Source organism: Duganella sp. Root336D2, assembly GCF_001425005.1.
Classification (GTDB): Bacteria; Pseudomonadota; Gammaproteobacteria; order Burkholderiales; family Burkholderiaceae_D; genus Rugamonas.
Genome location: NZ_LMDB01000012.1, coordinates 1,110,337 through 1,126,261, shown reverse-complemented (window position 1 = coordinate 1,126,261; position 15,925 = coordinate 1,110,337). Strand labels below are relative to the sequence as shown.

At 58.3% G+C, this 15,925-nt stretch carries 13 protein-coding genes and 2 tRNA genes; 3 read left to right on the top strand and 12 right to left on the bottom strand.

The genetic code is table 11. The features are described from left to right. Window positions 1–610 precede the first annotated feature (610 nt). The gene (locus ASD07_RS15265; protein ID WP_156398000.1) at window positions 611–1,270 is read right to left on the bottom strand and encodes a hypothetical protein; all 660 of its coding nucleotides are present in this window, start codon (window positions 1,268–1,270) and stop codon (window positions 611–613) included. A gap of 537 nt (window positions 1,271–1,807) precedes the next feature. Between ASD07_RS15265 and ASD07_RS15255 the strand changes: the two genes are divergently transcribed. Continuing rightward, window positions 1,808–2,665, top strand: a complete 858-nt coding sequence (locus tag ASD07_RS15255) for a hypothetical protein (RefSeq protein ID WP_055931705.1) — start codon at window positions 1,808–1,810, stop codon at window positions 2,663–2,665. Window positions 2,666–2,821: 156 nt separating this feature from the next. Here ASD07_RS15255 and ASD07_RS15250 read toward each other — a convergent pair. The 3 genes from ASD07_RS15250 to ASD07_RS15240 form a co-directional block, all read right to left on the bottom strand. Continuing rightward, window positions 2,822–2,897: transfer RNA gene (locus ASD07_RS15250), tRNA-Asn, on the bottom strand. A gap of 52 nt (window positions 2,898–2,949) precedes the next feature. Further along, window positions 2,950–3,645: a DUF3334 family protein gene (locus tag ASD07_RS15245; RefSeq protein ID WP_055931701.1), complete on the bottom strand. Its 696-nt coding sequence runs from the start codon at window positions 3,643–3,645 to the stop codon at window positions 2,950–2,952. Between the two features lie 102 nt (window positions 3,646–3,747). After that, a complete protein-coding gene (locus tag ASD07_RS15240; RefSeq protein ID WP_055931698.1) occupies window positions 3,748–4,797 on the bottom strand; it encodes a polysaccharide lyase family 1 protein in 1,050 nt (349 codons plus the stop codon). A 167-nt stretch (window positions 4,798–4,964) separates the two neighbouring features. On the opposite strand from ASD07_RS15240, the gene ASD07_RS15235 reads away from it, so the two are divergent. Then, window positions 4,965–6,419 (top strand): serine hydrolase, encoded by a 1,455-nt coding sequence (locus ASD07_RS15235; RefSeq protein ID WP_055931695.1) that lies wholly within the window; start codon window positions 4,965–4,967, stop codon window positions 6,417–6,419. Window positions 6,420–6,425: 6 nt separating this feature from the next. On the opposite strand, the gene ASD07_RS15230 is transcribed toward ASD07_RS15235, so the two are convergent. The 5 genes from ASD07_RS15230 to ASD07_RS15210 all read right to left on the bottom strand — a co-directional run bounded on the left by ASD07_RS15230 (window position 6,426) and on the right by ASD07_RS15210 (window position 11,234). Beyond that, window positions 6,426–6,890, bottom strand: coding sequence for a hypothetical protein (locus ASD07_RS15230; RefSeq protein ID WP_055931692.1), 465 nt, complete (start codon window positions 6,888–6,890; stop codon window positions 6,426–6,428). Between the two features lie 10 nt (window positions 6,891–6,900). After that, window positions 6,901–9,150: a M23 family metallopeptidase gene (locus ASD07_RS15225; protein WP_055931689.1), complete on the bottom strand. Its 2,250-nt coding sequence runs from the start codon at window positions 9,148–9,150 to the stop codon at window positions 6,901–6,903. A 181-nt stretch (window positions 9,151–9,331) separates the two neighbouring features. Then, window positions 9,332–9,709 (bottom strand): hypothetical protein, encoded by a 378-nt coding sequence (locus ASD07_RS15220; RefSeq protein ID WP_055931686.1) that lies wholly within the window; start codon window positions 9,707–9,709, stop codon window positions 9,332–9,334. A gap of 209 nt (window positions 9,710–9,918) precedes the next feature. Beyond that, window positions 9,919–9,994 (bottom strand) — tRNA-Asn (locus ASD07_RS15215). Window positions 9,995–10,031: 37 nt separating this feature from the next. Further along, the gene (locus tag ASD07_RS15210) at window positions 10,032–11,234 is read right to left on the bottom strand and encodes an amino acid aminotransferase (RefSeq protein ID WP_055931683.1); all 1,203 of its coding nucleotides are present in this window, start codon (window positions 11,232–11,234) and stop codon (window positions 10,032–10,034) included. 110 nt (window positions 11,235–11,344) lie between these two features. On the opposite strand from ASD07_RS15210, the gene uvrB reads away from it, so the two are divergent. Continuing rightward, the gene (gene uvrB, locus ASD07_RS15205; protein WP_055931680.1) at window positions 11,345–13,411 is read left to right on the top strand and encodes an excinuclease ABC subunit UvrB; all 2,067 of its coding nucleotides are present in this window, start codon (window positions 11,345–11,347) and stop codon (window positions 13,409–13,411) included. 74 nt (window positions 13,412–13,485) lie between these two features. Here uvrB and ASD07_RS15200 read toward each other — a convergent pair whose 3' ends face one another. From ASD07_RS15200 to ASD07_RS15190, 3 genes are all read right to left on the bottom strand, one after another. Next, complete coding sequence (locus tag ASD07_RS15200) at window positions 13,486–14,145, bottom strand: peroxiredoxin (protein WP_055931677.1); 660 nt, start codon at window positions 14,143–14,145, stop codon at window positions 13,486–13,488. Between the two features lie 71 nt (window positions 14,146–14,216). Further along, the gene (locus tag ASD07_RS15195) at window positions 14,217–14,468 is read right to left on the bottom strand and encodes a hypothetical protein (protein ID WP_055931672.1); all 252 of its coding nucleotides are present in this window, start codon (window positions 14,466–14,468) and stop codon (window positions 14,217–14,219) included. Between the two features lie 59 nt (window positions 14,469–14,527). Next, a complete protein-coding gene (locus ASD07_RS15190) occupies window positions 14,528–15,823 on the bottom strand; it encodes a hypothetical protein (protein ID WP_055931669.1) in 1,296 nt (431 codons plus the stop codon). Window positions 15,824–15,925 lie beyond the last annotated feature (102 nt).

Genomic DNA, 15,925 nt, shown 5'->3' with positions numbered 1-15,925 from the left:
CAAATTCGCCGGCGTTTAAACTCCGCTTCCCAGCGGTGTTGGGAACATCATCGGTTAAAGTAGCGTGGCGCTCAAGACGGCGCTGCGTTGACGCTTACACCTGTGCCACGCGAGCCCAGCCCCAAGGCCACGTCATCCCCACCGCCCAACGGCGTCACCTCGGACCAATATGCGCAAATAAACGGCCCCCTGAAACGCAAAAACCCAACCGGTTTCGGGCTGGGCTCTTGGCATGCTGCTGAATTCTGACTCCCCGACCTGGACTTCACAACAACGGTCCACGCAAACCAGTTTGCGGCAGTTTAGCGAAGCACGATCCGATATGTATATTTCGTTCTCAGTCAAATTCAATCGTCATCGTCATCATCATCTTGTTGCCGAACTTGCTCAGACTGACAAGTAGAGCAAAGCTGACCATTGACTACCGAAGTATATGAAGCACCGTAGGGCAACGCATCACCATACAGTGTTGTGTAGCAACTAGCGCATTGATAAAGATAGTAAGCCATGAAACAGTTCCTTATTCGATTGTAGAAGAGCACCGCAAAGACTTATCCGATCGCCGGAGATCAAAAAAGAATGCAAATAACCCAGCAGGTTGCGACGGATACTAATCTTCGGACATTCCGTAGAAATCAGGTTCAAATTCGGGCTCAAACTCTTTTGGTGAGCCGCTTTGCGCCACAGCCAAGACGGCACCCTGCCCATAGAATCGACGACCAACTCTAGGAAATGCGACGTCAGCTCTAACGGGGATTGCAAAATAGCATCCCTCATCATTGAAGGCATGAACCTCCCCCTTGACATTAAACGTCAACTGATCAGGGAGTAGCCCAACGTTGGATGTGTCAAAGGTGACCCCACACCAGTGCCCATCCTTCGCTCCAACCATGCCCGCAATTCTGTATAAGTCCTCGTGCGCGGAATCTTCGAATGCTACATGCGCCGCCCGATGCATCTCGCATTCTGATATCAGCCATCTGTCGCCGCTTACTCCACTTGGCTTTAGACGCAAAAATGCTGCATCCCATTCTGCTCGCAAAATCGAGATGCCTAGCTCTCGGGCACGGATGACCGCCTGATCGTGCGCAACCAGAATATATTTAGCCCCGCCTGCCAGTGTTGCCAAGTCATTCGACCGCAACGACGCATAAGTATTGTGGCCAAACGCCGCCGACAATATCTCTTGAACTTGGCCCCGCTTAATTGACGGGCATTGTTTGGCGAGGATCGAATGTACGATCTTGGACCATTGCTTGAACTTGCTCATGGCGAACATCTCCCTTGAGGACGATGAGCGTTTAGCGTCCGACTAGGAAAACACCATGGAACAGTGTGTTTGGATGATTGATTTTGGATCCCGTTCAAGCCGCTCAAAACTTAGGCCGGGAAGCCTAGACGCATTAGCACCATAAGCCAATTCTGCATCGTGTTTGGAACTTTGACAAGCCAGTTATGGAAAAAGTTGTGCAGCTCCGACCAAAACAATTATGCCCGGCATCCGAGCGTCACACTAGCCACGCCGCTGCGCCCTCGAGCCCCAGCCCCAGGGGTAGCCCATCCCCACCTGCCAGCGGCCTCACCTCGGCCCACTATGCGCAAATAAACGGGCTCTGAAACGCAAAAACCCAACCGGGTTAGGGCTGGGTTTTCGAGATACTACAAATTCGTGGCTCCCCGACCTGGACTCGAACCAGGGACCTGCGGATTAACAGTTCGGTGATCCCTCAAGGCCTTCTGGAAAATTGCAAAATTATTAATTTCGTGTTGTAATTCATTGTGATTTCTCCAACCTGAGGCCGTAAATATGAAGACACCCGCGTCGCTACTCTTCGCCACCATTGCGCTGGCGGCCCCGCTGGCATCCCAAGCCGCCGGCATCGATCTGAAACAGCTCGTCAAGGACGGCGTCAAAGCTGGTTCGCAGCAGCAGGCGTCCACGTCCACCCCGGACAACGGCAACAACGCCAACCAGGCGATGCTCGAACCTGGCCAACCCGGCAATTATGCCGTTCCCAAAGTGCTGGAAACGATGGGCGTGAAAATCGGCGACACCCGTCAGCAGGTCGACAAAGTGCTGACCAGCCAGGGATACAAGCTGGACGGAACCCACAATCATTTACTCGGTAATCATCTCCCGGGAATCTTGTTGAGCACAATGTACATAAAAAAATCGGGGCAGAATTCGCCATATTGGTCCGACCCGATGATCGATGTACGCTATGGTCCGCAATCGGGCAAGGTGCTGTCCATCCGGCGCAAGGAACGTTTCAACAATCCTGTGGTGAGCGAGGAAATCAAAAAGGCGCTGACGGAAAAATATGGCGCACCGACCAGCCAGTATTCGGGTGACATGAACTGGGTCGCTTACCGGCCAGGCTATGCGTACGGAAGCAAGAATTCGGATCTGGACGAGTGCAAGGCGCGCGGCAATGTCAATCTCACCGGATCGCTTGGCACCCCGCGCTTCCAGAACTGCCGGGTTGCTGTCAGTGTCGCGCTCGGTGATTCCAACAACAACGGGAAGGAATACCTAAGCATTGAAGTGATGATCACCGACTTCGCGACCAGTGAACCCGAGTTGTTAGCAGCACATGCAACCATGAAGCGCAAAGAAGCCGAGGAAATCGAAGCGCATAGAAAGGCACCAGTGCCGAAGCTGTAGCAGAAGGTAAGTTTAGACTTCGCTGGCGATCGGGTTCGTTCTGCTGACGGCCCACGCCATGCGAAGGCGCTTTGGACCTGATCTTAGTGCCCGCCCCACTCAACGACGCCGCAAAGCAAAAAGCCCAACCGGTTAAGGCTGGGCTTCTCTGAATTCTGGCTCCCCGACCTGGACTCGAACCAGGGACCTGCGGATTAACAGTCCGTCGCTCTACCGACTGAGCTATCAGGGAAAAGAGGCAATATTATAACTGCCGTTACGGCTTTTGCAAAGCCTATTTTAAATCACATGCCGAGCGACTTCAAAAGTTCGTCTGCATCATCTGCCGCGACGGCAGCAGCCGCAGCAGGTGCGGCAGCCGCTTGCGCAGCCTGTTCGCGTTCCAGCAGTGTATCCGGATCTTCGACTTCGGTCTTCTCGAAGTCGTGCAGCTTAATAAACTCGGTACGGTCAATGGCCAACTCGAGGTAGAAGATATTGTTACGCTCGGTGAAGAAGGAGACGCGGCGCATTTCCGGACGGTCCAGCGGCGTATCCACGCTCAGCGTCACCTGCTTGTTCAGCACCAGCATCTTCGGCTGGTTCTGGGTAATGTTGGTATGCAGCTCGCCGCGCACCTTGCCGGTGAAGTCGCCGACGATCTGGTTCATCAGCTCGCCCATGATGTTCGCCACTTCGTCAGAAGTGAAGGAACTGGCCAGCTCCGACTTCGGCATTCCCATGCTGAGCATGTAGCGCTCGTAAATCTCCATCGCCGCCTCGGCCGAGAAGTTCAGCACGACCAGGCCGGTAAAGCCGCCATCGAACAATACGAAGCAGCCGATATCAGGTTTCAGGCCGACCTTGGTGATACGCTGCACCATGGCCGAGTAGGTAATCCGGCTTTGCGAAGCCAGGTTCAGGACGCGGGTGACCGATGAGCACAGGGTAGTCAGCAGGTCCTCGGTACCGTACACCACCCGTTCTTCTTTTGTAATCATTCTTCAAATGCTCCGGATTAAATCTAATAGATAACTTGAAGAATAACTGATTCCACCCCAAAAGCAAAAAAGTTGCCGCCGCAACGTGCGGCGGCACCTGTTTTACTGGGCCAGGTTGGTACGCGCCCCGGCAGTGGCAATTGCCTTGGCTTTCACGTTGGCCCCGGCAAGCGGGGTATAGGAATAGCCGGTCGGGCCATACGACTGGGTACTGCCCCAGCTGGTGGCATTGACTGCACCGCTCGGGGAATCCCAGGTAATGCCGCTGCCCACATAGTTGTCGCGCAACTCCCAATATCCGATACGGCTGCTGTCACGCGAAGTGACCGGATTTTTGACGTTCTCGAAATAGTTCGCCTCAATCAGCGAAATGCCATCCATGCGCACATTGATGCCGGACGTTTGCACATCATTGAAATAGTTATTGAAGATGTGCGTCATGCCGAAGCGCTGCAGCGGCAGGCGCGATTTAACGTGCTCAAAGCGATTGTTATGGTAGGTGGTGCGGGCATTCGCATTGGCCGTATCGCTGTCGCTGTAGCCGTTCAGCGCCACCTTCTGGTAGTTGTACACGTGGTTGTAAGACACCGTGATGTGGTGCGCCCCCTTCTTCATGTCGATGCCGCCGTCGAACGACGCATCGCCTGCGCCAGGGCAGGAAGTCAGCGACGCGAAGATGGTGTTGTGGTCGATCCAGATATTGCTTGGCTGGCCGGAGGACATGCCTTCGATCGAAATCGAATCAGCCGCCTCCCCGCCCTGCAGCAGGCCGATCATCATGTTCTGCACGATCACGTTGTGCGCATTGCCTGCAATGTGGATGCCGAAGTTGGCGCTCGAATCGCTGGCGCCGATGAGCGTGATGTTGCTCTTGTTCTTGATTTCCAGCGTCTGCGCCGGTTTTTGCCACTGCGCGCACACGTCGGTGATGGTGTTGTAATCGAATTTGCCGGTGTACCGCAGGACCAGGCCCGAATTATCGGTATAGGCGTTGATTTTCGCCTGGGCATCGGCCAGCGTGGCGACATTGACCGGCGACTTACTCCCGCCGCCAGTCGTGGCGGCGCCATATCCAATCGGCCCTGCAACTGCAGATGTGGCTGCCGCGACTGCGGCCGCCAGGAAGACTACCTTGAGCTGTGTAACTTTCATGCGCTTGTCTCCTTCGCTTTCTGGTTTGAGGAGCGCACAGGATGCATTTAATTCAATTGATCGTCAATTGGCCGGACCAAAATACAACATTCGGACTTACCGCCTTTGTTTTGGCCGGACCAATATTCAAAAAGCAAACAAACTTTGCACTGTGTTATTGTTGCCGAATGAGAAAAATCTGGATCACCCTCTTCCTGCTGGCCGCCCTGCCCGCGAAAGCCGACCGCAGCGCTGACATTGACCGCCTCGCCGCCCGCTATCACGCCCTCGGCCAGCTGGATGGATCGGTATTGGTCGCCGACCACGGCAAGGTGGTCTACCACCGCGCCTTTGGCCTCGCCAACCGCGAATGGCAGATCCCGCACACCACGGACAGCGCCTTCCGCATTGCCTCCCTGACCAAGCAATTCACCGCCACGCTGATCTTGCAACTGGCCGAGCAAGGCAAGCTGCGGCTGGAAGATCCGATCGGAAAATACGTGCCGGAACTGCGTCCCGAAATTGGCAATCGCGTCACCCTGCACCAATTGCTGAACCATACTTCCGGCATCGTCGACTACGCGAACTACCCGGGTTTCTGGGCTAAGCGACTTGGCGAAAAAGTGTCCAGGGCCGACTTCCTCGCCATCATGAACCACCCATTGGAATTCGAACCGGGCAGCCAGGGCCACTACAGCAGTTCCAGCTACACGCTGCTCGGCTGGGTGATAGAAAAGCAGACCGGCAAGACCTACAGCGAAGCCCTGGACAGCATGATCCTGCGCCCGGCCGGCATGCAGCGCACTGCTTATGACGCGCCGGACCGCATCATTCCACGCAAGGCTTCCGGCTATGTGCGGGCGCTCGGCGAGTATCGCCCTGCCGACCCGCTCTGGATACCCAATATCGGCGCCGGCGGCGGCGTAGCCAGCACCACCGGCGACTTTTTCAAGCTTGATCGCGCACTGGCCGGCGACACCCTGCTCAGGCCAGAATCGAAACGCAGGATGTTCACCGCCTACATCAAGGACGATGTGTGGGGAGACCTGGGTTACGGTTACGGTTGGCTGGTTGGGACGCGCACCATTGCCGGCAAACCGCGCCTGGTGCACGAGCATGGCGGCAACGGTAACGGCTTCCGCACGCTGGTCACACGCTACCCGGAAGACGGCAAGCTGGTCGTCATCCTGCTCAACGAAGGCAATGGCAATAAGGGGCCGGAGATTTACCAGATGCGCCGCGATTTCACCGACGCGCTGTATGGGCAAGCCGTGGCACAGCCCAAACCGGCCCTGCATGACTTGCTGGCGGAAGAAATCCGCCGCACCGGCGCAGATGCGGACGCCGCTTTAGCGCGCTTCGGCGCCTTGCTGAAGCAAAGCGGCAAACCCCAGAATGGCGACGGCCTGAATCGGCTCGCCTACCAGTATGCCGAAGCGGGCCGCCCTGCCATCGGCATCGCGATCCTGCAACGCGCAATCGAGCTGTTCCCGCAAGACGGCAACCTGTACGATTCGATGGGAGAACTGCACCTGGGCCTTGGCGACCAGGCCAAAGCCCTTACCGCCTACCAGCGCGCACTGCAGCTGGATCCAGGCAACACGAATGCTGCCGCAATCCTGAAAAAGCTCGAGTCGGAATAGCGAGGCTCAATACTTGGCCTGGCAAGTCCGATACTTGTTGTCGACGATGTAGGAATTGGTGAGCGTTTTCTTGGCCTTGTTGACGGCCAGGTTGATAAACTCATCACCGCAGCGCGGCGCCAGCGCCACAAACTTCTTCTCCTTTGGCGAGTAGACGTAGACCTGCGAAATCTCATACGTTCCCATCCCGTCATCGGTGTGGGAAATGGCGAAGTCCTTGTAACCATCGAAGTTGTAATCTTCAACCTTGATGCGCAGCTTCTTCTCGGTTTCGACGGCTATCGTTTCAGTCGCCTGCATGCCCTCGCCGTCGAGATTGAGCTGCACCTCCTGCCCCTTCACGGTCAATACGGCCTGCACTCCCTTGGCGGGAGAAAACTCGGTCCGGCCTGGATCTGCCGCTTGAGCGCAGGCATTTGCCGAGCCGGCGGCGGCAGCGATTGCCAGCATGGCGGTAATTGTCTTCATCATTCCTTGCATGTCATGTCCTTGAAAAATTCACAGTGATAGCGTTCTTTGGCGCCGGCAGGGTAATCTGGCGCGTCACGTCGACTGATACGTCTTCCGTCAGGTAGCGCATCAGGTAAGCGGCGTATGCCTGCCGCTCGTAATAGCCATTGCCGCCGCCATTGACCAGGCGATTGACGCGCCCGACAACCGTCGTTGTAAACGCAGCATCGCAGGCCCGGTTGATATTGGTGTGGCCATCGAAGTGCTTGCTGATCCAATAATACCCTCCCGAATCGCAGGCAGAATGCGGATCTTCCCCGATAAAGTCCGGATCAAAACGCGGGCTCCACGTGATCAGCGTACCGCCGTCGTTTGGGTTGGACAGGTAATGCCGGGAAGTCGCCGTAATGCGATGCGACGCAGGCGTAAGGCGCTCGACATACGCCCCCGTATGGTTCGGCAAGGCGCGGAACTCGCCATACTCCTTGTAATTGCCGGCCCAGGTAAGCTGCATGATGCCGCGGCCATAGAAGGCCGTGTAGTACTGCGTGGCCGGATTGGCCGACGAATGCTGCCCGTAATACCACTCATGCATCAGGCGGCACATATTGCCGCCGCTGCGCCATTGCGCCGTCTCCAGCGTGACCTGCGCGATGAAGATTGCCAGGCGCTTGCGGCTGCTGCCGATGTAGCGGCGAATACAGACGTTCAATGGCGTCCTGTGCGTCGCCATGCGCGTCGTTGCAGTCTGCCGCGTCAGCGTATAGGTTGCACCGGCAGTGGTAATCGCGGTGCGCGGATTACCCGTGGCGTTATAGAACATGTGCTTCGGCAGCGTCAGCGCCATTTCGGCTGCGCTCAGCCAACTGCATTGGCGCATGTGCGCGATGAATTCCTGCGGATGGAAATGCCAATGCGCGCCGCGCAGCGGCACCGGCAAGTCGGCAGCAGGAACAGTCAGTGCACTGACATGCTGCTGGAAGGTCGCCCAGTCTTCGGCGGAAAGGCCGGCATCCGGATCGGTTTGCAGCCAGCCCCAACGCGCCGCGATGGTGTCGCGATTCCATTCACTCGGGAATTTGCAAACAGTACGCGACAATGCTTTGCGCACGGCCGGCAGCGACATCTGGCGTATCAACTCGTCGCGCGTCAACCTGCCATCGGCGTTGGCTGCGTCCTCGATGCGCGCTACCAGCAGCGCGGAGTTGCTTTGGCTGTTATCGTCGACATCGTCATCGATGAACTTCCAGCCGCGCCAGTGCGGAAAATCGGCATCGCTGAACTTGAAGACGTGTTCCGCGTTCAGGTTTACCCAGCCGCTGCCGCCGGGATAATTGACCTGGCGCCAATGCGGCGTGGTGGCAGGCGTCAGCGCATCGGGACCGATGATACGGCCGAAACGAAGCAAGTCGTAAACGGCACTGATTGTTGGCCGCGCGCCCGTTGCAGGGAAAGCAGCCCTGATGGCTGTAGCGCGTATCAGCAACTCGTATTCAGCATCGGCTACCCTGATCGCCGCTGCGCCAACAGTCGCGCCATCCAGCTTGTAAGTCGTCAACGTCATATCGCCGGGATGGTTGCCATCGCCTTCACCAAAGCGTATGCCGATGATCAAAGGATCGGTCGACGTATATGCGGCCGCCCCGGCTGGCGTAGTTCGGTTTGCCGCGGGCTCATTCTGGAAAAACCCTGTCCCTGCCGGCAGGTAGTAATAAATCTCGCCATAGACCGCGTCGCGCCGTCCATGCGCCGTGACAGCCAGGTCGCCGGTGATGCGCCCGGCAAGACGGCGCAGGGCGACGTCGTCGCACAGGATTTCGACATGGACGTGATCGGCCGCACCATACACCCTGCCCGCAGCGCCAATTTCGTCCTTGCGCGAAATACGCCTTTGCGCGGGAGTCGCCGTACCATCCGCCACACGTCCGCAGGCTGCGCTGAGCGAAGACAGGTGGGCGATGAGCGAGTAATAGGTCACATCAGTCGCATTGGCGCCATCGCCAATGTCGGTGACGTGGCGGATGATGACCATGCCATTGTCCGTCCATGCCGCGGTCTCGCCGTAAGGATTGTAGTTCTGCGCATGGGCAGCATCCGCATTTGCCGCTGTCGGCCGGCGCGCGAACACAATCTCGCCGTCGGCAATGGCGCGCGCCGGCAGCACTGGCGTGGCGGTCGGCACGTGCACGTGCGTCCCGCCATGCCATCCGAGGTTCAGGCTGACGGGAAAGCTGCCTTCGGGGATCGAGGTTCCGGGGCAATTGGTTGCCGCCACGGGCATCGCGTTTTCAACGTATGTGCGATCCGAAACCGCGGCTGCGCGGGCGGGTAAGAATGGAGGGCTGATCAGCATCGTGTCGCGGCAATCTCTATTGCGGAAATGAATGATTATTTTTCTCGCAACTTTACCGCAAACAACTGTTGGTGGCGCGCACTGTTGAACTTGCGCACCACGTTTCGCACTAGAGCTGGATTTTCAACGTTCCGGTGGCCCGCGGCACCAGGTGGATCTCCTTGCCCTCAACCTGCCAGTCCAGCATGAAGCGCCCGGTTGGCGGGAACCTCAAGAACACCATCCCGCCGCGTTCCAGCATGTTCCGCACATTGTCGGGTAACGGCTTGTCAAGGCTTGCACAGCCGCCGGTATCCACCCTGCCGTCAATCGTGAGGTATTCGACGAAATCAACTCCTACTCCGCCCATGCTCCAGTACGAGCCCGGAACTAACACCTTCAACCCGTACGGCCTGAAATTTTCGTTGAGATTGCAGGCCTTCAAATAAACCGGAAGGTGCGGCAGGGTCCGGCCGCGCGCTTTTTCCTTGGCCGGGAACTGCGCCAATTGTGCTCGTCAACCAGCTCTTTGCAAATGCCTACTTCCAGGCGAGACGGTAGTTAGCAATCAATAATGGTATATAGACCACATACAGCGCGAGAGCCGGCCAGGGTATCTGATAGCCAGGCATCCGGTGCTGCATCACGAACAGAAGGAAATACAGTGCGTTGGAATGCAAAAAGCCCAACCGGTTAAGGCTGGGCTTTTCTATATTCTGGCTCCCCGACCTGGACTCGAACCAGGGACCTGCGGATTAACAGTCCGTCGCTCTACCGACTGAGCTATCAGGGATCATTCTCTGACCGCGTTGCGATCAGAGAGCAGCATATTAAAGTACCTTGGCGATGGCGTCAACTACCACATCAATATTCTTCGAGTTCAGCGCAGCCACGCAAATGCGGCCGGTGTCCACAGCGTAGATCGACTGTTCGCGCAGCTTGCCCACCTGCTCCTTGGTCAGGCCGGAGTACGAGAACATGCCAATCTGCTCACGCACGAAGTCGAAATCGTGGCCCGGAGCCTTGGCTTTCAGTTTCTGCACGAAGGTTTCGCGCATTTCCTTGATGCGCACGCGCATGCCGGCCAGTTCATCTTCCCACATCTGGCGCAGTTCCGGGGTTGCCAGGGCGGTTGCCACGACCTTGCCGCCGTGGACCGGTGGGTTGGAGTAGTTGGTGCGCACTACGCGCTTCAGTTGCGACAGCAAGCGCGAAGCCTCTTCCGCGGAAGCTGCCACCACGCTCAGGGCGCCCACGCGCTCGCCGTACAGCGAGAACGACTTGGAGAAGGAGTTCGACACCAGCAGCGCAACGCCGGTAGCGGCGAAGCGGCGCACTACGGCGCCATCTTCCGCGATGCCAGCGCCGAAGCCCTGGTAAGCCATGTCCAGGAACGGCACCAGGCCGCCGGCGACGACAGCCGCGATCACCTCGTCCCACTGCGACTGGGTCAGGTCGGCGCCGGTCGGGTTGTGGCAGCAGGCGTGCAGCACGACGATGGCGCCGCGCGGCATGGCCTTCAGCGCAGCCAGCATGGCGGCGAAATTCACGCCATGGGTGGTCTCGTCGTAGTAAGCGTAGTTGCTGACCTTGAAGCCGGCGCTTTCGAACAGCGCGCGGTGGTTTTCCCAGCTTGGGTTGCTGATGTAAACCTCGGAATCCGGCGAAAAGCGCTTCAGGAAGTCGGCGCCGATTTTCAGCGCGCCGGTACCGCCCAGTGCCTGCACGGTCACTGCACGTTTCTCTTGAATTACGGCGCTGTCGGCACCAAATACCAGCTCTTGCACAGCCTTGTCGTAGGCCGCCAGGCCTTCGATTGGCAGGTAGGTACGCGGGGCGTGCTGTTCGATCAGGATCGCTTCCGCCTTTTCCACGCACTTCAGCAGCGGCACTTTGCCATTGTCGTCATAATAGACACCTACGCCCAGGTTAATTTTCGCTGGGTTAGCGTCCGCATTAAAGGCTTCGGTGATGCCGAGGATCGGGTCGCGCGGGGCCATCTCGATGGCGCTGAAAACGGAAGAGTTCGTCATGGTCAGATTGGTAACGTTTCGGGGCGGGTCGAAGCAAGAACAAGCCGGCACCCGAAGAATATCCGGTCAGGGCCGCCGACAATCGCATATTCTATCAAAGGTCTGCATTAATGTCTGATTCCCAAAATACAGCCGCTCCGGCAGCGGAAGTTATCACTTTCCCAGATTCGCCGTACCGGCTGCACCAACCCTTCCCTCCGGCCGGCGACCAGCCGACCGCCATTGATGCGCTGTGCGAGGGGATCGACGACGGTTTGTCGTTCCAGACCCTGCTCGGCGTGACCGGTTCCGGCAAGACCTACACCATGGCCAATGTGATTGCGCGCAAGGGGCGCCCGGCCATTGTGTTCGCGCCGAACAAGACCTTGGCCGCACAGTTGTATTCCGAATTCCGTGAGTTCTTCCCGGAGAATGCGGTCGAGTACTTTGTGTCGTACTACGATTACTACCAGCCGGAAGCCTACGTGCCGCAGCGCGACCTGTTCATTGAAAAAGATTCGTCGATCAATGAGCACATCGAGCAGATGCGCCTGTCCTGCACCAAGTCGCTGATGGAACGGCGCGACGTGGTGATCGTGGCCACCGTGTCGGCGATTTACGGTATCGGTAACCCTAACGAATACCACCAGATGATCCTGACGCTGCGCGCCAAGGACCGCGTGTCGCAACGCGACATCATCGCGCGCCTGATCCAGATGCAATACACGCGCAATGAGATGGACTTCGGCCGCGGCACCTTCCGCGTGCGCGGCGATACCATCGACATTTTCCCGGCCGAACACGCCGACCTGGCGGTGCGCCTGGAGATGTTCGACGACGAGCTGGAATCGATCCAGCTGTTCGACCCACTGACCGGCAAGGTCAAGCAGAAGATCCCGCGCTTCACCGTTTATCCTGGCTCGCACTATGTGACGCCGCGCGCCACCGTGCTGCGCGCGATCGAGACCATCAAGGAAGAATTGCGCGACCGCCTGGATTTCTTCCGCCGCGAGAACAAGCTGATTGAAGAGCAGCGCCTGGAACAGCGCACGCGCTTTGACCTGGAGATGATGGCGGAAGTCGGCTTCACCAAAGGCATCGAGAACTATTCGCGCCACCTGTCCGGAGCCAAGCCAGGCGAGCCGCCGCCAACCCTGGTCGACTACCTGCCGCGCGATGCGCTGATGTTCCTGGACGAATCGCACGTACTGATCGGCCAGTTTTCGGCCATGTACAACGGCGACCGTTCACGCAAGACCAACCTGGTCGATTACGGCTTCCGCCTGCCGTCGGCACTGGACAATCGCCCGCTGAAGTTCGAGGAATTCGAATCCAAGATGCGGCAGACCGTGTTCGTTTCCGCCACGCCTGCCGAGTATGAGAAGAAGAATGCCGGCGCCGTGGTCGAGCAGGTGGTGCGCCCGACCGGCCTGGTCGACCCGCTGGTGATCGTACGCCCTGCCCGCACCCAGGTCGACGACCTGCTGGGCGAGATCAACGACCGCATCGAAAAGAACGAACGCGTGCTGGTGACCACGCTGACCAAACGCATGTCGGAGCAACTCACCGAATACCTGGGCGACCACGGCATCAAGGTGCGCTACCTGCACAGCGATGTGGAAACGGTCGAGCGCGTGGAAATCCTGCGCGACCTGCGTATCGGTACCTTCGATGTGCTGGTGGGGATTAACCTGCTGCGCGAGGGCCTGGATTTGCCTGAGGTGTCGCTGGTGGCGATTCTCGACGCCGACAAGGAAGGCTTCCTGCGTTCGGAGCGTTCATTGATCCAGACCATCGGCCGTGCGGCGCGTAACCTGAATGGTGTCGCCCTGCTCTATGCGGACAATATGACCGACTCGATGAAGCGCGCGATCGATGAAACCGAGCGGCGCCGGGCCAAGCAGATTGCCTATAACGAGAAGATGGGCATTGTGCCGCGCGGCGTGAAGAAGATCATCAAGGACATGATCGATGGCGTCTACAGCTCAGCGGCACGCGAGCAGCTGGAAGTTGCCGAGGAAGCGGCGAAGTACGAGGCCATGAGCGAGAAGCAGATCAGCAAAGAGATCAAGCGGCTCGAGAAGCTCATGCTCGACCATGCGAAGAACCTGGAGTTCGAGAAGGCAGCGCAGGTGCGGGATCAATTGCACCACCTCAAAGAGCAACTGTTCGGCGCACCTGGCGCCGACGCACTCTAAATGTCCACTTCGGGGTCAGGAACGAAGGTGGACAATGTCCACTTTCGTTCCTGACCCCAAAAGGGACATTTCTATCAGGAAGGCTGCTTAACGATCCGCAGGTAAGGCTTGGGCGCTTTCCAGCCGCCTGGGAACAGGTTCTTGGCATCATCATCGCTCACCGAGCCGGCGATAATCACATCTTCCCCATCCTTCCAGTTCACCGGCGTAGCCACTTTGTGCTTGGCAGTCAGCTGCATCGAATCCAGCACGCGCAGGATCTCGTCGAAATTACGGCCGGTGGTCATCGGATACGTCAGCATCAGCTTGATCTTCTTGTCCGGGCCGACGATAAACACCGAACGCACGGTTGCATTGGTGGCAGCGGTGCGGCCATCCGAAGAACCTGGCTCCTCGGCCGGCAGCATGTTGTACAGTTTCGCAACCTGCAGGTCCGTGTCGCCGATCATCGGGTAGTTCACCTTGGCGCCCTGGGTCTCTTCAATGTCGCTGGCCCACTTGCTGTGGTTTTCAACCGGGTCGATCGACAGGCCGATAATCCTGGTATTCCGTTTGGTGAATTCCGGCTCGATCTTGGCCATGTAGCCCAGCTCCGTGGTGCAGACAGGCGTGAAATCCTTCGGGTGCGAGAACAGGACGGCCCACTGGTCGCCAATCCACTCATGGAAATCGATCGGACCCTTGGTGGTCTGGGCTTTGAAATTTGGTGCGGTATCGTTGATGCGCAGGGACATGACAGCTCCTTTAATGAATGGCATGGCGGGATCAGTATCGTGCCATGTCGTCATTATCAAAGCAATATGTTTTAGTCCAGCAGCTTCCCCACCAGCGAGAGGCCATCGCCAATCAGATCAATGACATCGAGCCCCGTCGCCATGCCATCGACGACGTCCGCCGCCTTGCTGCCTTCCGCCTGCACGCGCGGAGGCTGGTACTGCGCCAGGCGCGCGCGGTTGGCCTCCAGGCGCACATGTTCTGCATCGCGCTGTGCGACCTGTTCGGGCGCAAGCCTGGCCTCGGCCGGCAAATCCGCGCCGCAGTACAGGCAACGCGCCACACTGCGATTCAATACACCCCGGTCACACCCCGTGCAGCGGAACTTCGGCTCAAGCTGTTTCATGCAGGCATCTTATCATGCACCAGCACTGCCCCGACCAGGTCGCCCTGCGACATCAGCGAGGAACGGCCCTGCGCATCCAGTGCAAACAGGCCGCGGCCATTGCTGTAGACGATGGTGCCGTTTGGCGTGATATCGAAAGAGCTGACATTGCTGGCAACGACGGACTCGGCGCCGGCGCGCGTGCGGCGCACCAGTTGCCACGAGGATGGCACCAGCGAAGGAATCCCGCCAATGCTGGCTTCCTTGCGCAGCGCGCGTTCCGCATCGATACGTTTGCCCTGCAGGACGATGTCCTTCATATCCGCCTGCGTCGGCATGCCGCCCGCACCGGTCAACGGCTTGCGCGAGTACATCAGCGAGAAGAAGTTCAGGTAATGGAACACTGCGCGCAGCAAGCGGAATGGGAAGAACAGCGTATCGAGGGCGACATTTCCCGCGTTGTACTGCGGCAGTTCATATGGGCGGCGTATGAAGAACAGCGCACCATCCGGCGCCACGCGGGGCGACAGGAAATCGTAGCGCGGGTCCTCCAGCACTGGCGTAATGCGGCCGGTCGCAGCATTCAATTCCTGCAGCGTCACATGGCCGGTCGCAGCCCAGCCGCCATGCTGGTCACGTCCGATCGCTGCCGACTGGTAAATCACGGTGGCTTCATCGCCCGGCACCGGCGTCGGCGCCGAGTCGATCGTGTCGCCGCCGGTCAGTTCGCGCAAGCCATCGCCGTTGCTGCGCATGGTGGCGATATGGCTGACGCCACCGCGCCCATGCAGCGTGCACACGATGGTCTCGCCGGACGGCGACAGGCACAAGTCATCAAGCTGCAATTGCTGGCGGTGCAGCAAACGTTCTTCATGGCCGCTGGCGATATCGTAAGAGAACAAGCCACCCATGCCATGGTCGGCCTGAAAGTACAGCAGCTTGCCCTCGCCAATAAACAAGGCCGACGAGATCAGGAAAGGATCGGTATGGCGCTCGAAATCACGGTAGTTGCCCTGCGCGGCGACGCCGAAGGCCGTGTCCTTTTTCCAAGCATTCTTTTCGCGGCTGCGCTCTGCGCGCTCCATCGCCTGCTGCGCGTAGGGGCTGGTAATTTCCTGCACCGTACCGTAGCCGCCCTGTACGAACAGCTTGCCGTTGGACACCCAGCCGATCTGCACCGGCGGCGCGTTGCCGCCCATGGCTTGCGCCGGCGGCGGGCTTTGCGCACCGGCTGGCTGAACGTACTGGTTGGTCGACTTATAGAACAGCACAACCAGCAGCACAACGATTCCCAATATGATCAGGACATGCATGAATCACCTTCACTGAAAAGCCGCAGTACGGCAAATTCCGATGATTATATTGTCATTGCCTGACGGAAAAAGTCACAGAAAATCACGCCGCACCTTATTCCT